Below are 20,802 nucleotides of genomic sequence, written 5' to 3'. Positions count from 1 at the left end.
GAGGGACCCATGCAGGGGGCCTGGCACACGTCCGTGGCATTTTCGGCCACTCACCGGCGGCACCCGGCTGCGCCGCGTAACCTCACGGACATGGGGGCATCAGCATCCGGTGCAGGTCAGGACGTCGGCGAGGGGGCGCGACGGCGGCTGGACGCGTACACGTACCTCAGCGCGCCCGAGCGACTGGAGCACCTCGCGATCATGCGAGTCTTCTGCGGAACGCTGCTGGCGGACCTTGCCGTCCCGGACATCATGGCGAAGCTACGCCAGAGCGGTGGTTCCGCCGCAGGGCTCGACGCCGACACTCTCACGGTCCGGCTGGAACAGCTGGTGACCTGGGGAAACCTGCTGCGCAGCAGCCACACTGTGAAGGCGTCCAGCATCAGCGAGTACCAGCGTTCTCGCTCGCGCTACCAGCTGTCGAAACTGGGCGAACGCATCCAGCGGGACGCCGATGGGGTCCTGGCCGAGGCCGACGCCGCCCGCGAGGTGAGCAACGAACTGCTGGCCCTGGTCGAACGCGGGCTGCGGGAGCTGGCCGGCCTCGTGACCGCGCCGGGCGGCATCCAGCCGCAGGACGGGCTGGAGCGGATCAGCACGCTGTTCGTGCAGTTCAGCGAGTTCGCGGACTCCATACGCGACTTCTACGCCTACCTCGGCCAGGTGCTGTCCCGCTACGACCTGGACAGTGCCGAGTACCAGGGCTTCAAGGAACTGCTCCTGGACTATGTCGAGGCGATCACGGAGGACGTGGCGTTCCGTGCGCCCCGGATCTCGGCCGCGCTGGACACCCTGTGGCCGCACCTCCCGGCTCTGCTGGATCGGCTGGACGCCCACGCCCAGGGGCTCACCGGGCTCTCAGCACAGGGCGAAGGCCGCCTGGAGGTCCGGGTACAGCGCAGCCGGGGCCGCGAGCTCACGGACTGGGAGGGCCTGCGCGGCTGGTTCAGTGACACCGACGGTCAGGGCAGCCAGGTCGACCAGCTACGGGACGCCACGCTGCGCGCGTTGCAGTCGCTGCTCGCCAACGCCAAGCGGATGCTGCGGTCGGCCACCGGGGAGATGTCCCGGCGTAAGGATCTGCTGCGGCTGGCCCGCTGGTTCGAGGAAGCAGCGCCGCAGGACGCGCACGACATCGCCGTCGCCGCTTTCGGGCTGTACGGCGCCCGCCATCTGGGCATACCCCCGGCCACCGACGAGGTCGTGCCGGCCTACACGAGCTGGTGGACCGGTCCGGTGGTCGAGGTGCCGGTGGCCCTGCGCGAGAGGGGCAGCCGTGCCCAGCGGGGCCGGGCCTCCGCGGTGGAGGACCACTCCGCGCAGAAGGAGCGACTGCGGGAGGCCGCCCGGCAGCAGGCGGCGGCCAGGGCAGCGGCGGCGGACGAACTGCGCAGCGCGTCGGGCCGGTTCGCCGACGTACGGCTCACCTCGGCGGCGCTCGGGTTGCTCTTGGAACTGCTGGCCACGGCACTCGGAAACGCTCAGCTCAGGAGACTCGCCGATACGGACGGGGAGGGGCCTGCGGGCTTCGGCCTCGACTCGGCGCGCAGCGAGGACGCCGAACTGGGCATCCGGCTCACCGTGCTCCGGACGGCGGGCGCGCGGACGGTGCTGTACTCGGCCGACGGTGACCTGCTGCTGGACGACCTGGAGCTGGACATCAGCCGTATCGCCGCCGCGGTCGACGGTGAAGGCGTTGTCGACGGCGAGGCTGAGGTGAGCGTGTCATGACCCTTCCCTCGACTCACGACGTGGCCTTGGCAGCCGAACGCCGTACCGCCGCCCGGCTGCTGCTCGCGCACCCCCTGGTCGCGTCCGACGGCCCGCATGCCGACCTCTTCCCGCTGATCCGCCGGCACGCCGACTGGCTGGGCAAACGGTTCCAGCAGGTGCTCGGCTACCGCCTGCTGGTCGACAGCTCCTTCGCCCGGCTGTTCAAGGCGGGGCTGGGGGCGAGATCGGGTCACCGCCTGGAACGCTCCACCGGCACCCCCTTCACCCCGCACACGTACGCCTGCCTCGCGCTGGCCCTGTCCGTGCTGGTCACCGCGCCCGAGCAGATGCTGCTGTCGCACCTGGTCGCCGACATCAGGGCCGCTGCCGCCGACGCGGGGATCGAGCTGGAGGAGACGGGCCGGGCGGCCGGGAAGCGGACCCTGGTAGCGGCACTGCGCCGGCTCGTCGAGTGGGGCGTCCTCGTCGAGACCGAGGGCCAGGTGGCCGCGATCGCGCAGGAGGCGGGCGGAGAAGCCCTGATCACGGTGGACCGGGAGCTGGCACGCGTGGTCGTCGCCGGCCCGCTCGCACAGGCCCGGGACGGCGCCGACCTGGTCCGACGGGCGGCGGATCCAGGGTTCAGCGGGCCGCGCACGTATGTGCGCCGGATGCTTGTCGAGACACCTGTCGTCCATCTCGACGAGCTGACCGACGCCGAGCGCGACTGGCTGCGCACCCGGCAGCGCCGGGAAGCCCAGGCTATCTCCGAACTCCTGGGCCTGGAGATGGAGATCCGCGCCGAGGGGGTGGCGCTGGTCGACCCCGAGGAGGAGCTGACGGATCTGCACCTGCCGGGCACCGGCACCGTCGCACAGGCCGCGTTGCTGCTGGTGGAACGGCTCGTGGAGCGGCTTCGACCGCAGGAACCGGGGCATCCGGCGACCGGCGGGACGCTCGTCATCGGGGTGGCCGTCCCGGACGGCCTGGTGGACGAGGTGCTCGCCGAGCTCATCGCCGAGTACGGGCAGCGCAGCAACTGGCAGCGCGGCTACCTGGAGGACCTTCCCTCCCTGCGGGAGGCCGTACTGGACCTGCTGGTCCGCATGCGGCTGATGGCCCGAGCCGGGCGGCTGCGCGCCGAGGGCGAAGGGCTGCCGGAGGGGTACGTCGAGGAGGCGCCGGAAGGACGCACGGTGACTGATGTCCATGGCGCACGGCCCGACGGCGAGGGGTGGGGGCTGCTGGCCGCGGCGGCGCGCTACGCCACCCTCGTGACCGTGCGACCGGCTGCCAAAGCTCGCCAAGGAACCGATGTGCAAGAGGAGTTGCCGCTATGACCACCGACGCGCGTGGCCTCGTTCCGCTGCCGCGTTCCGGCCCCGCGACGACCACCGGCACCCGCTTCCGACTGCACCGGGCAGGCATCCAGAACGTCTGGCAGTACGACGCTCAGGAGTTCTCCTTCGGCGACGGACGGCTGCTCCTGCGCGGCAAGAACGGCGCGGGCAAGTCCAAGGCCCTGGAGATGCTGCTCCCGTATCTTCTGGACGGCGACTCCCGGGCGCTGGACGCGACCGGAACCGGCCGCACCACGCTCCCCTGGCTGATGCTGGACGGGTTCGAACAGACCAACCGTCTCGGCTACCTGTGGGTGGAGTTCCAGAGCACGACCGACGACGGCGGCCACCGTCACCTGACGCTCGGTGCCGCCATCCGTGCCTCGAAGTCGACGCAGAAGGCGCTGCCGACTTTCTTCGTCACCCCCCTGCGGATCGGCGAGGATCTGCACCTGGTCGAGGGCGGGAAGCCGCTGCCGGTCGACCGGCTCAAGGAGATCGTCGGCTCCGACAACACGACCGAGCGTGCGGTCATGCACCGCTCCCGGGTGGCCCGGGACCTGTTCGGCATTACCGACGCGACGCGCTACCGCAACCTCACGCAGCTCCTCCACCGGCTGCGTCGCCCCACGGTCGGGGACCGCATCGAGCACGGGGGCCTGGCCTCCCTGCTGAGCGAGACCCTGCCGGGGCTCGACGAGGACGTGGTCGAGAAGGTGGCGCGCAACCTCCACGACCTCGACGCCGTACGCGACGAACTCGGCCGCCTGGAACGCACCGACACGGCACTGCGCACGTTCCTCACCAGTTACCGCGGCTACCTGGCCGGAGTCCTGCGTACCTCCGCGCAGCGAGTCAGCCACGAGCTGGGCGTCCTCGCGCAGCGGCGCCGGGCGACCGGAGACGCCGCACAGCGGACGAGCGACCTGCGGACGCAGGAGGAGGAGTCGGAGGGCCGGCTGGAGACCCTGCGCGAGGAAGAACAGGCAGCCCGGACCGACCTGGCCGCCTTGCACGCCAGTCACGCCTACCGCAGCCTGCGCGAACTGTCGGAACGCCGCGGCACGGTGGAGGCGCTGCGCAGCGCCGCCGTGGCTGCCTTCACCACCCTGCGCAACGCGCACGACGCGGAGGAGAGCACGGCGGAGCGGCTGGCCGAAGGGGTCGAACACCTGGGGAGTCGGCTGGCCGAGCTGGGAACCGAACACCGGGAGCTGCTGACGCAGGCTGAGAAGGCCGGACTCCCCACCGGTCATCTCGGCGAGGCGGTGGCCCTGTCCCGCACCGTCCTGTCCCAGTCCACCGAGACGGAGCTGACGACTCCGGACGGGGGGACGCGCACCGTACGGCACCGGTCGGCGGCCCGCGTGGACACGGTCACCACGCAAGAAGGACTGCGGTCCTGGCAGAACCAGCTGGAGGACGCCGAGACGGTCGCGAAGAACCGGGCCCGGATGGTCCAGGAAGTGACCCGCCTCATCTCGCGGGCGGACGCGGCCCGCGCTGGGGCGGCTCAAGCCGATGCCGAGCGGGAACGGCTGGAGGGCGAGGCGGAAGAGGCCGCCGGCCGTCTAGACGTCAGCCGCCAGAAGGTCGCCGAGGAGAGCGGCACCTATGCCCGCAGCATCGCCGAGTGGGCGGCGCACACGCGGACCGCGTTGGGGCCCGACTGCCCGTCGCTGGATGCCGTCCATTCCACGGTCGGCCACGAGACCTCCGCCGACGCGCCGTTCGCGGACCGCACTCTGTCACCCGACATCGACAGCCAGGCGTGGAGAACCGCTCAGGCCGCACTCGAACCGTACGGCGAGGAACTCATCGGACTCCGGGACGCACTGGCGCTCAGCGTCGGCCGACTCGATGAGGATCTCGACCGCCTGACGGAGCAGAAGCGGGACTGGGAGCAACGTACCGACCCTGAGCCGTCGGCCCCGCACCATCGCATCGCCGAGAGGGCGCCGGGCAGTGGAGCCCCCTTCTACCGGCTCGTGGACTTCGCGGACGACCTGGCACCGGTCGACCGGGCCGGTCTCGAAGGGGCGCTGGAAGCGAGCGGAATCCTGGACGCGTGGGTAAGCGCGGACGGCGTCCTTCTCGACCCCGGTACCCGGGACACCCTCCTCCAGCCCGGTCCCGTGCTGTCCGACGGACCGACTCTCGCTTCGGCCCTGCGCCCGGCCCCTCAACCGGGGTGCGGTGTGACGTCCGAGCGCGTGGAGGGCCTGCTGGCCGCTATCGCGCTCACACCGGCAGCGCAGGCCGCCACACACAACGCGGTGTACTACGACGGCAGTTGGCGTCTGGGCGTGCTCAGCGGCCGTCACGACAAGGGCGACACCGAGTACGTGGGGGCCGCCGTACGCGCCGAGACCCGGCGGCGCATCCTCGCCGAGCTGGAGGAGCGGATCACGCAGACGGAACAGCGGCTGGCCAACGTCCGCGAGGAGCTCGCCGTAACCGATGCCATGCGTCGGGCTCTCACACTCGCGGAACGGGACTTCCCCCGGGCGCAAAGTCTCGCGAACGCATGGAGCAGGGCCGAATCAGCCGACAAGACCCTGCGTGACCTGACCGTCAAGGCGACCCGGGCGGCACGGCAGGCCGAGGAGGCCCGCGCTCTCGCGGTGTCGGCGCGTGCCGAGGCGGACGCCACCGCGACCGCCCACGACCTGCCCGGCGCCCCTGACGCATTGGACCGCGTACGCACCGCACTGGCTGCCCTGCTCAGCGGTGTTGGGCATCTACGCAGGGCAGTCGGCGGCACGGGCGAGCGGCTCGGCGCGAATCAGACGGATGCCGAACGGTACGAGCGTGCCCGTGAGGATCGTCTCGCCGCGGAGGAGAGCTACCGGGTCCATCTCACCGGACTGCGCACCGCGGAGCAGGACCTGCGGACCCGCGAGGAGGCCATCGGATCGTCCGAGGAGGAAATCCTCACCCGCGAGCAAGAGACCAAGCAGCGCATTGCGAACGCCGTCCACGCCCTGCCTGGGGCACAACGAGCCCGCGACGACCTCCACGACCTGCGCGTGCGCGCGGAAGAGGACGAGAAGCGTCTGCGCGGGACCCTGGCGGACCAGGAGACGGAGGTCATCGACACCGGCAGCGCTCTTCGCAGTGCTCTCGGCCGACCGGAGGTGGTGCTCGGCGCTGGCCTTGATCGGTCCTCGCTGCCCGAGTACGTGTCGGATGATCCGAGCGTGGACGTCCGCAGCCGTCTGCGAGCGCTGCGGGCCCTCGCCGACGCCGTGGAGCAGGCCCTCGGCCGCCCGAAGGGCGAGGTGTCGGACAGCGCCCTGCTCATCCGGCACACCGCGCTGCGAGACCAACTGGCCGGCGGATACGACGCACAGCTGGAGGAACGCGACGGGATCAAGGTCTGCCGACTGGTCGACGACCACGGGTCCCATGACGTCGCGGCCGTCGGCGAGCGGATCGCAGTCCAGGCCGCGGAAGCCCGAGGACGGCTCACCGAACGCGAACGCGAGGTGTTCCAGCGGTTCCTGACCGGCGAGCTCGGCGACCATCTCTCAACACAGGTCATCACCGCAGCGAACCTGGTCGCGGCTCTCAACGACACCCTGCGGACCGTGCGCACCTCCCACGGTCTTGGTGTCGAGCTGTTGTGGAAGCTAGACGAAGACGTGGACGCGGACGTCCGGGCAGCCGTGGACCTGCTGCGCAGTCCGTCGAGCCTCCGAACGCGCGAGGAGACCGAGCAGCTCCGCGAAGTCCTGCAACGCCGGATCGAGGACGCCCGGCGCGCCGACCCGTCAGCCGGTTACGCCGCCCATCTGCGAACCGCGCTGGACTACCGAGACTGGTTCCGCTTCCACACCTTCGTGGTCGAGGACGCGGCTCCGGGCCGCCGTAGGAAACTGACCGGCCGGACCGGGCTCAGCCAGGGCGAACAACGGGTGCTCTCCTACCTCGTGCTCTTCGCCGCAGCCGCCGCCCACTTCACCAGCCTCGCCGAGTCGGCACCGCACGCGCCACGGCTGATCCTCCTGGACGACGCCTTCGCCAAGGTCGACGAACCCACCCACGGTCGGCTGGGGCGTATCCTCGTCGACCTCGATCTCGACTTCGTCCTCACCAGCGAGCGGCTCATGGGCAACTGGCCCGAGGTTCCGTCTCTGCACATCTACGAGTGCCTCCGTGATCCCCATGTGCGCGGGGTCGCCACCCTGCACTACACCTGGAACGGTCGGCACCGGCGTCTGGTGTCCGTGTGAGCAGTCTGCCCTCCGCGACGCGCGAATGGCTGACGGGCCCCGGGCTCACCCGGCTCTGGGAGGGGGTGCGAAAACGCCTGGAGAGCAACGGCGTGCAGGCCACGGGTTCGCTCCGGTTGGCTTCGCTGAACGCCCAGGAACGTAACGACCTGTCTCTCCTCCTGGGTAAACCCCTCACCGGTGCCGCCGTGACCATACGGCTCGACGTGCTCGACGCACGGCTACGCGCCTCAGCCGCCGGACTCGGCCTCAGACAGACCCTGGAGGAACTCGGCCCGCCACTCACCGACCGCCGTGCCGCCCGCGCGGACGTGGCGGCCCGGCGGGAGCAGGTGTGGTCGTCCCTCGCTTCGGCACTGGATGCCTCCCCTCTCGCCAGCCAGGAATGGCCCCGGCAGTGGTACGACCTGTTGCGCCGGGCTGGCGTTCCGAGAGGAGTGGCGCCCGAAGCGGCGATATGGACACTCCAGCAGGCGGTCCAGGTCCTCAGCGCTCTCCTCGGCCCCGAGAGGGGCAGCGCACTCGGCCGAGGAGAACTCGCCGCCATGGCGACCGGCTCCGCGCACGGCCTGGACGACGGCACCTGGCTCGCACGCCTCGTACAACGCGGCGTCGCCCTCGCCCATGGCACCGAGTTCCCCGACGACGCGGCTGGTCGACGCGCTCTGTGGCGGCTGGTGTCCGTCACTCCGGACGAGGTCTCCAGCACGGTGCTGACGTACGGGCTGCGACCCGACGGCGAGGGCTGGCGGGAACGCGCCCTGCGCGAGCGGGCCGAGCATCACGCCGAAGCCCACGTCACACCACGCGACCTGCATGACCTTCGGCTGCAACTGCCCGCCGGAACGCTCATCCACATCTGTGAGAATCCGCGCGTGGTGGAAGCCGCGGCAGACGCGGCCTGCGTCCGGCCCCTCGTGTGCACGTCCGGCAGCGCCGCCACGGTGGTCTTCACGCTTCTCGACGCCCTCGCCACCACAGGCTGTCGCTTCACCTACCACGGCGACTTCGACTGGCCAGGGATCGCTCTGGCCAACCGGGTCATCCGCCGCTACGACGCCGTTCCGTGGCGTATGGGCACGGCGGATTACGAGCATCTGGCCGCTCGCAGCCAGGCTGAGGGCATACCTCAACTGGCGCTCGACGGCCGTCCGGTCAGCGCGGACTGGGACCCTGATCTCGCCCCTGCCATGACCGCCCTCGGCGTCGCGCTCCACGAGGAGGCGACCCTCGAGCTCCTGGTGGACGACCTGTCACGCCAGGCGTAGGACTTGGTGTCAGCGCACGGGACGGAGGTAGCGCTGCACGGTTCGTCTGGAGCAACCAAGCACTTGCGCGATGTCGTTGATCCGCCATCCGTCTCGGCCCAGACGGATTGCCGTGAGAGCTCGGTCCGGCAGCGGCGTTGCCCCCTTGGCAAGCTGGAGCATTGCCGCGACGCGGTCGCGATCTGCCGGGCCGAGGCCGCCGTACCAACCGTGGCGGGCTTCCGGGTCCTCCGCCCGCAGCGCCAGGGCTAGGCACTCCAAGCGGCCCCCGCAGCCGACGCATACGGCCAAGGGACCCTCGGCAGGCCGCTCCCCGTCCTCGGGATGGTAGAGACTCACGTCCAAGCCCCTGCAAGCTGCGCGGACTGAGTCCCGGTGCTGAGACGACTGGATCAGATCGCGAAGCTCCTGTTCGCGGCCGACGAGAAAGTGCAGGCTGTCCATCGAGTGCTCCAGCTCGTGGCCACGTCTGGTCCACAGTGAATGGCCAGGGTGAGCTGGGAACTGCCCGGCGCACCCACTTGATGTCTTCCGGGTCACGCCCGGTGTGACGGCAAGCGGCAGCGGATCGCAGTTCGGCCCCGAGGTGTACCGGCTTTCCGAGCACAAGCCCGGGAAGCCGGCGTTGCCGCCCTCGCCCTGGTCGGGTGGGTGGGCCTCACCGTTTATCCGCGTCGCGTTTCCCGGCGCGCGGCCGGGTTTCTATGCCTGTCCGGAGAACCCCGGGAGGCACGAGCGATTCAAACGACCTCGTCCTGAGGCGGGGTGTCTTCGCCAGTCGGCTGACCGTCGAACTCGTCGTCCAGTTCCTCGCCTTCCTCGTCGTCATGGTCCGCGTCGAGGTCGTACGGGTCCTCGGCGATAATCCCGTGTCGCTGGACACTCCGCTGTTGCCAGACGGGCAGCTTGAATAGGACGTCCTGCAGGACGTTCCGCCACGCCTCGCAGTCGGCTCGGTCGGCACCCAGCGAATCGATAGCACGGGTCCCGTCGTCGGCCCTGACCGCCTCCACGACCTTGACCGCACCCTCGATCGCCTGGATCGAAGTGGCCAGGTCATGCAGGGCATTCCCGAGAATCTCAGCTGCGTTCCGGGGAGCCGGTGTGGGTGATGGGCCTTCGCCAGCGGGTGGGAAGGTGCGGCGGAGGTCCGCGTCGGTGACGAGGATGTCGCGGCCGTCGTCGTTCTGAGTGACCCGTCCTGTCTCGTCCACCTTGCGGCTCCTGCGACCCGCCGCAGAGTCGAGGAGCGTCTGCTTCAGCTGGTGCACGCCGTGCTGGGTACTGCGCATGCGGTCGATGACCTCGCCTGGGTGCCGACGATCGGGTTGATCGTTGTTGTTCGTGCCACGGTCACCCGTGAGCTGGCCGTTGATCACCAGCGGATAGGCGCTGCGGGCCGCGAGTTCCCGTGTCGCCACGCCTGGCTCCCCCTTTTTCACCTCCTCAAGCGCAGCTTGGGCCAGCTCCTCCGTCCCACGGAACGTGGCCTCCCAGTCCTTGGCCAGCTCGCCCGGGAACGCCGACTTCAGGTACTTCCGCATCCGTTCCCGCCTACGGGAGTCCTCTTCCGAAACCGAGCGCATAACCAGAGAGGAAGCTACGTCGAGCAGCAGCTTGGTGGTGATGTTCTTGCGGGTGCTCTGTCCGGTGATGGCGACCCGCACAGCGGCATGGATCGGCTGATCGCGCTCGGCGAAGAGCCGGACGATCGCCGCCGCCCGGACGGACGGGTCGTCGTTGAATCCGGCGGCCTTCGCCTGGTCGGGGGTGAGAGCACCGCGTAGCCAGTCGGCCTTGGCGGGAGTGATCAGTTTCCGCCGCTCGATCTCGTCCACCACGGCGTCGGCGAGAGCCTCGTTCTCCGCGGCTTCACCCCACGGCTTGGGGGAGTCGACGTGCCGGAGCGCGACCAACGACTTGACGGCAACGCCGAAGTCAGCGGTAGTGCCGTCATGCGGCTCGAAACCGACGAGCAGCAGCGCTGGAAGTCGTTCGCAACGCACGGTGACCGCCACCTCGGGGTCAACCTGTGCCGGGTCGCCCGCGGTCGTGATCGCCTCGTTGAGCTTGCGGATGTGGGAACGCAGCTTCGCCGTGTCCCGCAGGTAGGGAACATCGGCGGACCTGAGGTCGAGCAGGTCGTGGGCGCACGTCACGCGGCTCGACCCCTCTACCGTGACCGGAACCATTACGCCCGGTGTGCTGTCCTCGTGCTGAAAGGCCGTCGCGGCCAGCCACACCTCTGTCATCACTCCCTGGTGGCGGAGGGACTCGCGCCAGTCGTTGTGGTCGAGCACGTACTCCTTGGACACTTGTGCCGCCCACGCGAGGTGTTCCTGGTTCGCGAGCCTCTGCACGAGTTCTGGGCGACTCCCTGACGCCGCGATCGGCTCGGCCAACGGGCGGAAGCGCGTGCTCTCGCCGGTGCCGATCAGGTTCGAGGCCGGGTGCCGGCGCGACGGGCCGATCCGCGGGTTTCGCGGGTCCGGGATGATGTAGCGCGCCCATACGTCAGCCCGGATGGCCAGGATCACGCCGCCGGGCACCCGCAGCCGCTCCGGGGACTCTGCCGCCCGGCGGGCGGCAGAGGGGTCGACGACAGCCTGCGCGAGCGCCAATGCGGCAGGCTCGCCCATGGTGAAGTGTTCGATGAGTTTGTCGGCGAGCTTCCGTGTCGCGGCCGCCAATGCGGGCAGGGGCAGCGCTTCGACGGGGCGGGGCAGCACGGTCTCGCCCGCGCCGGATGATGGCTCCATCAGGTGTTCTCCGATCTTCGTCCCGGTGTCCATCCAGGCACGCACCTGGACGCCGTGGTCGTCCAAGGAGATCGGTCACGCTGTTTCCCGTTCTCCCCCTCGGATCGCCCGGGCAAGACCCGATGTGTCCGAGACGGCATCAGCACGCTCGACCGCACTTCCGAGACGTACCGGCTTGGGCTGCCGGCGTTGCCGCCCACCGCCAACATGGCGAAGGTGAAGAGCTTGAGTCCGCTGATGTGACTGCCCGAAAGACGCTAGCAGTGGGGGTGACACTCCCTCAGAATCCTTTGGTTCCCGACTGGTTGACCGCGCAGTTGTGCTAGGCGTGTTCCGGGGAAGAGGGCTTCTTTGCCGCGGCTCATGACGACAGCGAGGTCCCGCCGAGTGGTGTGGTCTTCCGGACCCAGCCGGCCCAGATGCCCTGTGGCCGATCGGCGCGGCCGAGCAACCCGGGCAGCTTCGTAAGCCGGTCAGAGCAGCGCCCTCAATGGTGATCTGAGCCCGCTGGTCGAGTACCGCAGTGCCAAGGATTCGTGTGCGCGGATACGGCGGGTCAGACGGACTCGGCGGCCGTTGGCTGATGCCCCGCTTGGGAGCCATCTGGGAGCCGACCCACTCCCCGAGCCTCTTCAAGACCACCCGAGACCACCGCACCCCAACACCCTGACCAGGCAAAACACCAAACCTCCCGGTGTCGATCTTGACCGACCCTCATTCGGGACGAAGAGGTCGTGGGTTCAAATCCCGCCACCCCGACAGCTGAAATACCAGGTCAGGGCCGGTTTCCCTTCACGGGAAACCGGTCCTGACTCGTTCTTCGGGGCTTCTGGGGAGTGAACGGGGAGTGGATCAAGGAAATCCACTCCCCGCGCGTCACCCCTGGCGCGCTCTCAGCAAGGCGTCGAGCGCACGCACCGGGGACCGAGGATGCATGGCCAACCGCGCCTCCAACGACTCCTCCCACTGCTCGGTCAGTTCATCCATGAGCCGATTCCTCATCCGCGCGGTGATGTGCGAGTAGCGCGCCTGCACCGAACCGCCCTCGTGCCCGAGGCGCTCATCCATGAGCTTGGGCGGGACCCTGCTGCCCCCAGCCGGGCGGCGGCGCGCCGAGCGCGGACACCAACCGTCAGAGAAAAGGCCGGCAGGGGCCGAGGCGGTCGGCGGGCCGTACGCTTGCCGACTACTCGGGCAGGCTTGTCCCCTGCCCGCAATGAAAGCGAAGGACCTGAGTGCCCGGCCCTCGTTGGGAGCGTGCGCGCACGACACCCAGGATTGCTAGAAGGGTTCTCGCCGACCGCTGAGAACTAGCTCAACAGCCAGGCAAGAAAATCCCTTGCGTCGAATTCCTTCACTCGATCCGCAAGCTGGAAAGAGTACGTCGTCCCCAGTTGAAGTCCGACACTCCCCGGAGTTGCCATGACCGTAAGTTCGGTTGCGTCATTGAGTGCGACTTCCGCACCGGCCGCAGGGTCCCAACCTAGGATTGGATACCTATTGCGCAATTTCTCCAAAGCCTTCTGAGGCAGATTATGGATGGGTGGATTTATAGTGAATTGATACCCAATTTTGAGAAGCGTAGTCTTCTTCAGCGTGGTCGCTACTAGCCTTTCCAACAGCTCCGGGTCAGGGTTCACCACATCCACATCGAGGATGGCTCTCATGCCGATGGACCCAACGAGTTCCCCTCCGCGATCCACGACAGCTTCGCTCAATTGTCCGTTCGGAAAGGCAAATGCCGGATTATCGAAGCTCATTGCCGAAATGGGTATAAAATTGAGTAGTATCCCATTGGCCTTCTTTCGAAGCTGCGAAAGAAGAGTCGAAGCTTCGGCCTTCACTTCCCTTTTCGAGTCATCGGCCGAAAGCCCACCATATTCCTTGACAGTGTCAGCATAAAGAGAAAATCGTGCACTGGCCAGCCAAACTTCACGGTCCTCCTCCCCTGGTTTCGCAATCTCCTCAACAGGCAACCCTGATGCCGATATGGCGCGCCGGATAGGCTCAATCGCATCTTCGAGCGATCTGGAAGCGTCTATGTAAAGGCGGCTAATCAGCGAGCCTGGCAGGTCCACTTTCTCCAAGAGAATGGGTACTACCTTGGGGCGACCTCCGCGCAACTCCATCGTTAACGCAGTATTTAGTTCATGCTGTACCCATGCTGACGCAAGAGAAGCCCGAGACAGAAATACTAGATAGAGATCGACACGTTCGAGCGCTCTTCCGAGCTGCTCGACTATGCTGTCCCCTGCAATTAACTCCTTGCTATCGAGCCAAACCTTCAAGCCCAGCCTATGAAGGGAGCCCGCCACACGGAGAACAGCGTCCCGATCGGTTTGAGAATAGCTGATAAATGCTTCTGGGAGGCGAGGTGTCTCATCGTTCGGATTCTGACCCCCGAGTTCCCCGCTTGCCATTCCAGTCCCCCTCGAAAATCAGCCCTGTACTGGCCTTCAGCCTTTCAGCCAATGGCGTTCGATGTCAGCTTCTTAGTCGGACTTTTCACTCAACAGTGTTGCTTCTCATGCAGGAGTAGTACTGCCGCGTACGGCATGGTGATGATGTTGAACGTACACAGAGTGCTGTCGGCTGGTGGCTACGGGGATCGGACACATAGGCATACCTGCCTGTTCCGCACCCGATCCAGCACGGGGCAGCGAACCAGCGTGGCCAACCACAGCGTGCGCACCCAGGAAACGCGCACCAGATGCGCACCGGAACAGACAGTCCACCACGGTCAGCAACAGCGAGAGGGCGCACTAGATTGGCTGGCGTCTAGTACCGTTCTCGCAGGTCAGCGTCCACAATCAGCCCCGAGCCACCCGTGATTCCCAAGCTCAGGGTCCAGGAGTTTCCCCGGCCCCTGCCACGTCGCCCTGGCCCAAGGCTTCCACCACATCAGCAACGTCGCTGCGGAGGATGGAGAGCGAGTCACCCTGGATCAATACGCCGGGGAACCGCCGGCCGGGCAGGTGCACTCAGCAGCCGCCCTGGCAAGCAACGTGAGTCGGCCTGCTCGTGGTGCTCGCATCTTGAAATCGAACAGACGTACCATTCTGGTGTGGCTGAAACGTACGCCTTCCCCGACGACCTCCGTGCCGCGCAGGTCGACCTGCACCGGACGCGTGCCGAGTACGCGGCGCCGTGCCAAGCCTTGCCATGGTCGGTGAGCCCGGAGCCCGGCTGGACGAGCGAGAAGCACGTACTCGGCGACCGGGCGGTGTCCTTTCGACGGTCTATAAGAGCTTCATCAACGATGGTGAACAACCGCAGCACTGAACGGCCACCAGCAGCATCGTTGCCCCCGGTGCAAGCAGGTATGAGGACTGTCCGGTCGAACTTCTGAAGCGGTGTCCACCTGTCGTGCGCGATCCGTGCCCGACGAGTCGGTAAGCCGTGGTCAACAGCGGGTGCAGGGAAAATCCCAGCGGCTCGCTGGCACCTGTTGCCACTGGTTGGAGGCAGGACCCTGTTGCCGGGTGCGCAGAGCAGAGTCAGTTGAGCGGCACGGCATGCAAAATGTCCCCCGCTGAAATTCCCGTACTGTAAAGCAACCTGTCATCAGACCCCTTTCCGTTACGGCGGGCCCAGAGTGCCCCCATCTTGCGGTAAGAGAGGCCCTTCTCTTGATCGACCAACACCCACTTATCGCCGTAAGTATAAGGGGGGATCCATTCAGGAGCGAACGACCAAGCCTCATTCAAGAATTCCTGCACGACGGTATCTTCACCTACCGGGATTTGCACAGATGCCACGTCGTGGTCCATTTGGCCATAGGAAATCTCAATGAAGCGATGACGGAAGTCTTCTCTTGCGCTTTCAATCGCCTCCGCCACTATAACGTCCCTGCTGAGGGCGCTTATCTTGGCATCGAGCATCTTCGGAACTACCTCCTCCATCGCCGAGCGAATAGAGGCCTCCATATTCTCCACGCTGCGATTACGTGACGTATTTAGGGCGTTAACGAAGTCTCGTACGCTCGGATTTTTGGAGTAGTCCTTGGGGGCGTAGAGGACGTACGGCCGCTGTACAAGGATTGCAAAGAATGCGGACGCAACTCCCACCGGGAAGGCTACCGAAAAGAGCACAAGAACTGCTTGCAACCAGCCCTGCGTTTGAGTAGCCGCCGTACCTGCGGCAGCTTCTGAGACCGTTAAGAACAGCGAGATAATCCACAGTGGATTGAGTGCTTTGGGCACCCCAGGCGCATTTGCAGGCTGGCTCACATTCACCTCTCTCGAGTGACTAACCGTAAGCATTCCAGTGCGTGGAGCACCTCGGGGGTGTTTTGCGTGAAAGGTAGATTCGTCCGGGTATCGACATCTTCGGTCGCTCGATTCGTGCCACGCCAGCCCCGCTGTGGCCTTGGCCAGGCGTTCAGCGCGACACGGCCCGGGCGACTGTTGTGACGGGCTGGTGCATGTGTTCGAGTGCCCGTCCGAGTTGCTTCGGGGACGAAGCAGTCGCGTACCCGTAGTCGCACTAGCCGTAGATGCCCACCGCAAGTCCGTACAGCAGGCAGGTACAGCAATTCAGCAACCGGGCCCACCCGTCAGGGCCCTGGCTGAGTACCGTGGCAACCGGTGTGACCCTCACTGACCGATCCCGCTAGAGCTCCGGATCAGAAGGTCACCACGCAGCACGCCGCCGATCGCCCCCTGCCAAAGCAGAGGTCAGCCGCTGGAACTCGCCCCTGTCGCTCAGTCTCAACCGCAGTCTCCGTGGAAGTTCGCGCTCGTTCACGGCCATGCCGGCGGAAGGCGACACGCAGGTTCTGAACCGGTCTGAACTACCAGGAACGGGGACCAGCAGCATTGGAAAGCGTGTGGGGGCAACTCCTCACGAGTTGGAGTCTCATGTCCTCCGCCAGCGCCTCGCCGGGCACGATGTCGAAGGGCCTCACAGTTCGCGGTGGCGGCCCTTCTATGCTTCAGCGCCGCTTCCCACTCCGCGGTGAGGTTGGCCATCAGGTCCTCGCGCATCTGCCGAGTGATGTGCGAGTAGCGCGCCTGCACCGAACCGTCGATGTGTCCCATGCGCTCATCCATCCGCTTCGGCGGAGTACAGACCTCCTCCATGCGCGTCTTGGCCGTGCGGCGCAGCCCGTGAGGTGCGAGCCCCTTCGCGGACTTCCCGCCGACCCGCAATCCAAAAGGGGACCGTCAACGTACTGAAAGGAGAGCCGCAACCCGGGGAAACGCCCCGCTCAGCCGGTTCCCGTACGGCGGGGATCTTGGCTGCAGGGCGTGCTCCTCGTATGTGCGAGGCAACGCCTGCGACCACGCCGTTCCTCCCCTTCGGCTGTGGCTATCCATCTCGTGCCGCTGAGAGTTGCGCGAGACGATGGAGGAAAAGGTGCATCCATCATGCGAGCACAACGCGCGAGGCGTCTCGCCGCGGTGTCCGCGGCCAGCATTCTGATGGCCAGCGGCGCTGCGATCGGCGCAGCAGGCACGGCCGCAGCAGCAGCCCCTGCCGTGCACACTCATGTGACCACCAACTGGTGCGGCGACCGCGATGACTGGGGCGGAAACTGCTCCGACCACCGCTTCGACCGCTCCGATCACCGCTTCGACCACCACCGCTTCTTCTTCAACCACGGAGGTGTCGTGATCATCGTGCTCTAGTACGCCCTTGGACATGGCGTCGAGTCAGTCCGCGCTGCAGTGTCGCGATCGGTTCGCCGGGGGTTCGTTTCACAGCTGGCGCGCGCCGGCCCGTTTCACGGCTGGCGCGCGCCGGTCCGCGCGGACAGAGTTTCCTACATCATCAAGGCGGCTCGCTCCGCTCGCCGCGCCCCGGCTCACCGCCGGGGACCGACGCTCCTGTCTCCGCCCCGCTCCGGGCCCGGCTCCGCCGGTCGCGCGGCTAGAGCGATCCACGTGCTGAGGAGAAGGGCCGGCGGGGGTGCCGGTCGGCTCCGCGGCAATCATGCTCGACCCCAGACCGGGCAGGCCACCGACCAAACCCACTCCACCGACCTCACGGCAGTTCTTCATCAGTCGACGGCCTTCAAGTCGCCGAGGGCGTCTCCGAGGCCGAGTTCGGTGGCACCACGGGTCTGGAAGCCCTGCTTGAACAGCTCAGCCGTGCGCTGCTGTACTCCCTCGCCTCGGACGAGTTGCTGGAACAGCGCGGCGTCTGCGCGCACTTCGGCAGGTGCCGGCAGGCTGATGGCGTTGATTGCCGACTTGGCTGCGATCAGCGCATCGCGGGGAAAGCCGCTCATGCGCGCGGCGATGCCTGCTACGAACTCGTCCAGTTCGGCGTCAGGGACCGCACGATTGACCCATCCATAGCGTTCGGCGAGGTCGGCGTCGAAGTCCGCCGACGTCAGCACGGCTTCGAGTGCACGGCCCCGGCCCAGCAGACGGGTGAGGTGCTGGATCGCGCCCGCGCCGGGGGGTGTTCCGATTCCCACTTCGGGCTGGCCCAGGATGGCGTTCTCCCGGGAGGCGAAGCGCATGTCGCAGGCAAGGAGGAACTCACTGCCCGCTCCCCGGGCACGGCCGCGCAGCTTGACGACGGTGACAGCCGGGAGCTGGCTCATCTTGCGAAACAGCATTCCCAGGGAGGCATCGCCGGGGCCTCCGGCCTTCGCGGCCAGGTCACGGAGCCAATCGGCAATCGGTGGCTCATCTGTCAGTGCTGCAGTTGCCGAAGTCGCGCCTGGACCGGTTGATGGCCGAGATGACGGCGTCGAGGCTGGAGATCCGGCTCGCGGGCCGCGGTGTTGTCCTGGCTCATGCGCGGGACGGTACGGCCGAGTTGGGGCGATGCGCCGGGAATACCAGCGGTTGAGCCCGGGGCCCAAAGCCAAGCAGGCGGCCGCCAGGTCCTTGACCTGCTGAAACGCGTGAGACGCATGGGCCCTCCGGAGCCGTGTGGACAGGTGAGTCCTAAGCCGTGCCGCGTCATCCTGCTGGATCGGAGCAGTTACTCACCGACGAGCTTGAGTTGGTACCTGTCGGTCAGTTCAGCGACCCACTCGTCCGAGAACTCGAGACCATACTGTTTGCCCAGATCGGCGCGCCGTTGGACGAACTCTGCAGGGTCGGCCGCAGTCTCGGCGATCGTGTCCATCTCATCGAAGAATCGCTCGAAGCCTGCGGGGGAGAGGATTTCCAGGATCCTCGCCGGTTCCGGTCCGGCGTTCCAGAGGGTGTGCAGGATCCCTCGCGGCTTGAGGATGTACGAGCCCGGACCTGCCGTGGCCTCCTGGTCGCCCACCCGTGCACCGACCCGGCCCTGCAGGACGTATGAGAACTCGTCTTCACGGCTGTGCACATGCGGCGGTACGAGACGGCCCGGCTCGATCGAGTGCTCGACGATCGAGAACTGGTTACCGGTCTCCTCAGCCCAAATCTTGAAGTCGACCCCGATGCCCCCGAGCCGGATCGACTTGCCCTCGTCCGGTTCGACTACAAAGCGGAGAGCCTTCACGACGGCCTCTCAGATGTCGCTCCTACTACCTTTTACGACTTTATTCCGGTCTCATGTCTCAGTCACCAGCACCACTGAGTGGCCCGGCGTGGCAGCCGTTGCGACAGCGTTGTGACCACCACGGGTGGCCGTCACCGGTGAGCGTCACGGAACGGGGCCGACCGCGACTCTCACTGGCACACACCCGACCACGCGGTGCTGGCATCTTGAAATCGAACAGACGTACCATTCTGGTGTGGCTGAAACGTACGACTTCCCCGACGACCTGCGTGCCGCGCAGCTCGACCTGCACCGGACGCGTGCGGAGTACGCGGCGCTGTGCCGGGCCCTGCCGTGGTCGGTGACCCCGGAGCCAGGCTGGGCGAGCGAGAAGCACGTACTCGGCGACCGGGTGGTGTCCTTTCCGGACAGTCCGGGCTACACCGCGGAGCAGGCAGCAGAGGAGGAGCGGCTGCGTCGGCGGCTGCTGGATCTGTCGGTCACGGTGAGCACGCATCCGTACTGGGCGACCCTGACGGCGGACGTGGTCGATGCGCGGATGGCGCTCAAGCACGTCCACGAGCGGGCCGAGGGCAAGGCGGCGTAGACCGTCATGGCCGAGCGCCCACCGTCCCGTCTGGAGCTTCTGCGCTTCCTGGAGCGGGTCCAGCTGCAACAGCTCCAGCAGACCAAACGCTGGCTGGAGCAGGAGGAGGACCGAGCCCTGCGCGCTGCCCACATACCCTCACGACCTCCGGAGTGGAAGATCGAGATGAGCCGTGGCGGGCGACACGCCCTTGCCGTCCATGCCGGGGACTGCACCCATGGCGGGGCACCGCGGGCCAAGCCGATCAGCCGCGAGCAGGCACTCGCCGCCCTCGCCGCGCACGTCGAACCCTGCACGGTCTGCCGCCCCGACCGAGACCTCGGCATGCTGTGACCGGCCACCCGTCGCGACCTGGAGGCATGACAGGCACACCGATCGTCGTCCACCGGATCTCGGCAACCGGCGGCCGGCGGGTCACCGTGCGGGACCAGAACATGGGCCTGGCCCACTCCGACCGGGACCTGCTGGAATTCCTCCGCCAAGCAGGCCTGCCCGACGCCGAGGATCTCCTGGATGACCCGACGTGGGTCGAATGGGTCGGCGGCGGGGCGCACGAGTACCAGCCGGACGGTCCTCCATGAGCCCTCCGCGGTGCAGTGCAACAGACGCCGCGACCGTTCCGCCGGTAGGTCGGCGAGGCTCTGCGCGGCCAACCTGCGGCCAACATTCCGGGATACCAGTCCATGCGCGGGCTTGACTGGCGTCGGCCGTGACGGCGCCGCAGCTCGCGCAGTAGGCCGGAGGCGGGACGCGGTTGGCCGGCCGCCGGCTGACGCAGATGCCCAATATTTGGTGGCGGACAGTGTTGATGCCCGCGACGATGCCCCCCATGGACGAGGGTGAGCACATCAATCAATCAGCAGAGACTCGATGGACGCAGTCAACCATCTATCCCGACATGTGGGTTGATCCGGACGACGACCCGCGCGAGACCGATGTCGAGGCTGTCGATGAACGCAGCATCCTGCTCGACAACCTGCGCCACTACCGCCTCACCCTGGAAATGAAATGCGCGGGCCTGGACGCCGAACAGATGGCCCGGCGCTCCGTACCGCCGTCCACGATGTCCCTGCTCGGACTGGTGCGGCACATGGCCGAGGAGGAACGACACCTTCGCCGGGTGATGGCCGGCGAGGACGCGCCGAAGCTGTACCGCACCGACGAAGACCGCGACGGTGACTTCAACGGCGCGATCGCCGACCCGGCGGTCGCGGAGGACGCCTGGCGACAGTGGCGGGCAGAGGTGGAACTCACCGACCGGTACCTGGCCGGCGTCACCGACCTCGGCACCCGGAACGCCGGCTTCTCCGACCTCGGCCCCGAACCCGGTGGGGACGAGCAGCTTCGCGACGTCCTGGTGGCGCAGATCGCGGAGTACGCGCGACACTGCGGCCACGCCGACCTCCTGCGCGAGCGGATCGACGGCCGAGTAGGCCAATGATCACTGCATCCCGA

At 67.3% G+C, this 20,802-nt stretch carries 17 protein-coding genes and 1 pseudogene; 9 read left to right on the top strand and 9 right to left on the bottom strand.

Features of this window, described 5'->3' with window-relative positions:
• The first annotated feature begins 90 nt into the window (after window positions 1-90).
• From ACFYXH_RS30545 to ACFYXH_RS30530, 4 genes are read left to right on the top strand one after another with little or no spacing between them, the layout of a single operon-like run.
• The gene (locus ACFYXH_RS30545; RefSeq protein WP_389569627.1) at window positions 91-1,731 is read left to right on the top strand and encodes a TIGR02677 family protein; all 1,641 of its coding nucleotides are present in this window, start codon (window positions 91-93) and stop codon (window positions 1,729-1,731) included.
• On the top strand, window positions 1,728-3,053 hold the full coding sequence (locus ACFYXH_RS30540; protein ID WP_389569624.1) for a TIGR02678 family protein: 1,326 nt from the start codon (window positions 1,728-1,730) through the stop codon (window positions 3,051-3,053). Before ACFYXH_RS30545 ends, ACFYXH_RS30540 begins: the two co-directional genes overlap by 4 nt.
• The gene (locus ACFYXH_RS30535) at window positions 3,050-7,288 is read left to right on the top strand and encodes a TIGR02680 family protein (protein WP_389569621.1); all 4,239 of its coding nucleotides are present in this window, start codon (window positions 3,050-3,052) and stop codon (window positions 7,286-7,288) included. Before ACFYXH_RS30540 ends, ACFYXH_RS30535 begins: the two co-directional genes overlap by 4 nt.
• A complete protein-coding gene (locus ACFYXH_RS30530) occupies window positions 7,285-8,556 on the top strand; it encodes a TIGR02679 family protein (RefSeq protein WP_389569619.1) in 1,272 nt (423 codons plus the stop codon). The genes ACFYXH_RS30535 and ACFYXH_RS30530 overlap by 4 nt, the downstream gene beginning before the upstream one ends.
• 9 nt (window positions 8,557-8,565) lie before the next feature.
• On the opposite strand, the gene ACFYXH_RS30525 is transcribed toward ACFYXH_RS30530, so the two are convergent.
• From ACFYXH_RS30525 to ACFYXH_RS30495, 7 genes and pseudogenes are all read right to left on the bottom strand, one after another.
• Window positions 8,566-9,000, bottom strand: coding sequence for a WhiB family transcriptional regulator (locus tag ACFYXH_RS30525; protein WP_389569616.1), 435 nt, complete (start codon window positions 8,998-9,000; stop codon window positions 8,566-8,568).
• Window positions 9,001-9,296: 296 nt separating this feature from the next.
• A complete protein-coding gene (locus ACFYXH_RS30520) occupies window positions 9,297-11,315 on the bottom strand; it encodes a hypothetical protein (RefSeq protein ID WP_389569613.1) in 2,019 nt (672 codons plus the stop codon).
• A gap of 876 nt (window positions 11,316-12,191) precedes the next feature.
• On the bottom strand, window positions 12,192-12,383 hold the full coding sequence (locus ACFYXH_RS30515) for a hypothetical protein (protein ID WP_389569611.1): 192 nt from the start codon (window positions 12,381-12,383) through the stop codon (window positions 12,192-12,194).
• A 242-nt stretch (window positions 12,384-12,625) separates the two neighbouring features.
• Entirely contained in the window at window positions 12,626-13,735 is a 1,110-nt protein-coding gene (locus ACFYXH_RS30510) for a toll/interleukin-1 receptor domain-containing protein (protein WP_389569610.1), read from the bottom strand.
• 420 nt (window positions 13,736-14,155) lie between these two features.
• Window positions 14,156-14,296 carry a DUF6959 family protein gene (locus tag ACFYXH_RS30505; RefSeq protein ID WP_389569607.1) on the bottom strand — a complete coding sequence of 47 codons (141 nt, stop codon included), beginning with the start codon at window positions 14,294-14,296 and terminating at the stop codon, window positions 14,156-14,158.
• Between the two features lie 516 nt (window positions 14,297-14,812).
• Entirely contained in the window at window positions 14,813-15,544 is a 732-nt protein-coding gene (locus tag ACFYXH_RS30500; protein WP_389569605.1) for a hypothetical protein, read from the bottom strand.
• 690 nt (window positions 15,545-16,234) lie between these two features.
• Window positions 16,235-16,444: pseudogene (locus tag ACFYXH_RS30495) on the bottom strand (LacI family transcriptional regulator); the annotation flags it as partial.
• Window positions 16,445-16,684: 240 nt separating this feature from the next.
• Between ACFYXH_RS30495 and ACFYXH_RS30490 the strand changes: the two are divergent.
• Entirely contained in the window at window positions 16,685-16,945 is a 261-nt protein-coding gene (locus tag ACFYXH_RS30490) for a hypothetical protein (RefSeq protein WP_389569602.1), read from the top strand.
• A gap of 371 nt (window positions 16,946-17,316) precedes the next feature.
• On the opposite strand, the gene ACFYXH_RS30485 is transcribed toward ACFYXH_RS30490, so the two are convergent.
• Window positions 17,317-17,868, bottom strand: coding sequence for an enoyl-CoA hydratase/isomerase family protein (locus ACFYXH_RS30485; RefSeq protein WP_389569599.1), 552 nt, complete (start codon window positions 17,866-17,868; stop codon window positions 17,317-17,319).
• A 386-nt stretch (window positions 17,869-18,254) separates the two neighbouring features.
• On the bottom strand, window positions 18,255-18,761 hold the full coding sequence (locus ACFYXH_RS30480) for a cupin domain-containing protein (protein WP_389569596.1): 507 nt from the start codon (window positions 18,759-18,761) through the stop codon (window positions 18,255-18,257).
• A 235-nt stretch (window positions 18,762-18,996) separates the two neighbouring features.
• Between ACFYXH_RS30480 and ACFYXH_RS30475 the strand changes: the two genes are divergently transcribed.
• The 4 genes from ACFYXH_RS30475 (at window position 18,997) to ACFYXH_RS30460 (ending at window position 20,788) form a co-directional block, all read left to right on the top strand.
• Window positions 18,997-19,347 (top strand): hypothetical protein, encoded by a 351-nt coding sequence (locus ACFYXH_RS30475; protein ID WP_389569593.1) that lies wholly within the window; start codon window positions 18,997-18,999, stop codon window positions 19,345-19,347.
• Between the two features lie 6 nt (window positions 19,348-19,353).
• The gene (locus ACFYXH_RS30470; protein ID WP_389569590.1) at window positions 19,354-19,680 is read left to right on the top strand and encodes a DUF6233 domain-containing protein; all 327 of its coding nucleotides are present in this window, start codon (window positions 19,354-19,356) and stop codon (window positions 19,678-19,680) included.
• 26 nt (window positions 19,681-19,706) lie between these two features.
• On the top strand, window positions 19,707-19,928 hold the full coding sequence (locus tag ACFYXH_RS30465; protein ID WP_389569588.1) for a hypothetical protein: 222 nt from the start codon (window positions 19,707-19,709) through the stop codon (window positions 19,926-19,928).
• 317 nt (window positions 19,929-20,245) lie between these two features.
• Window positions 20,246-20,788, top strand: a complete 543-nt coding sequence (locus ACFYXH_RS30460; RefSeq protein WP_389569585.1) for a DinB family protein — start codon at window positions 20,246-20,248, stop codon at window positions 20,786-20,788.
• Window positions 20,789-20,802: the final 14 nt, after the last annotated feature.

It is taken from the genome of Streptomyces sp. NPDC002730 (assembly GCF_042888805.1).
Classification (GTDB): Bacteria; Actinomycetota; Actinomycetes; order Streptomycetales; family Streptomycetaceae; genus Streptomyces.
This window is presented reverse-complemented; position numbering and strand designations above follow the sequence as displayed.

Excerpts from the sequence above, each read along its gene's own strand:
- ACFYXH_RS30545 (WP_389569627.1), top strand. The coding sequence starts at position 91 with ATGGGGGCATCAGCATCCGGTGCAGGTCAGGACGTCGGCGAGGGGGCG.
- ACFYXH_RS30540 (WP_389569624.1), top strand. The coding sequence starts at position 1,728 with ATGACCCTTCCCTCGACTCACGACGTGGCCTTGGCAGCCGAACGCCGT.
- ACFYXH_RS30535 (WP_389569621.1), top strand. The coding sequence starts at position 3,050 with ATGACCACCGACGCGCGTGGCCTCGTTCCGCTGCCGCGTTCCGGCCCC.
- ACFYXH_RS30525 (WP_389569616.1), bottom strand. The coding sequence starts at position 9,000 with ATGGACAGCCTGCACTTTCTCGTCGGCCGCGAACAGGAGCTTCGCGAT.
- ACFYXH_RS30520 (WP_389569613.1), bottom strand. The coding sequence starts at position 11,315 with ATGGAGCCATCATCCGGCGCGGGCGAGACCGTGCTGCCCCGCCCCGTC.
- ACFYXH_RS30515 (WP_389569611.1), bottom strand. The coding sequence starts at position 12,383 with ATGGATGAGCGCCTCGGGCACGAGGGCGGTTCGGTGCAGGCGCGCTAC.
- ACFYXH_RS30510 (WP_389569610.1), bottom strand. The coding sequence starts at position 13,735 with ATGGCAAGCGGGGAACTCGGGGGTCAGAATCCGAACGATGAGACACCT.
- ACFYXH_RS30490 (WP_389569602.1), top strand. The coding sequence starts at position 16,685 with ATGCGAGCACAACGCGCGAGGCGTCTCGCCGCGGTGTCCGCGGCCAGC.
- ACFYXH_RS30485 (WP_389569599.1), bottom strand. The coding sequence starts at position 17,868 with ATGAGCCAGCTCCCGGCTGTCACCGTCGTCAAGCTGCGCGGCCGTGCC.
- ACFYXH_RS30470 (WP_389569590.1), top strand. The coding sequence starts at position 19,354 with ATGGCCGAGCGCCCACCGTCCCGTCTGGAGCTTCTGCGCTTCCTGGAG.
- ACFYXH_RS30465 (WP_389569588.1), top strand. The coding sequence starts at position 19,707 with ATGACAGGCACACCGATCGTCGTCCACCGGATCTCGGCAACCGGCGGC.
- ACFYXH_RS30460 (WP_389569585.1), top strand. The coding sequence starts at position 20,246 with ATGTGGGTTGATCCGGACGACGACCCGCGCGAGACCGATGTCGAGGCT.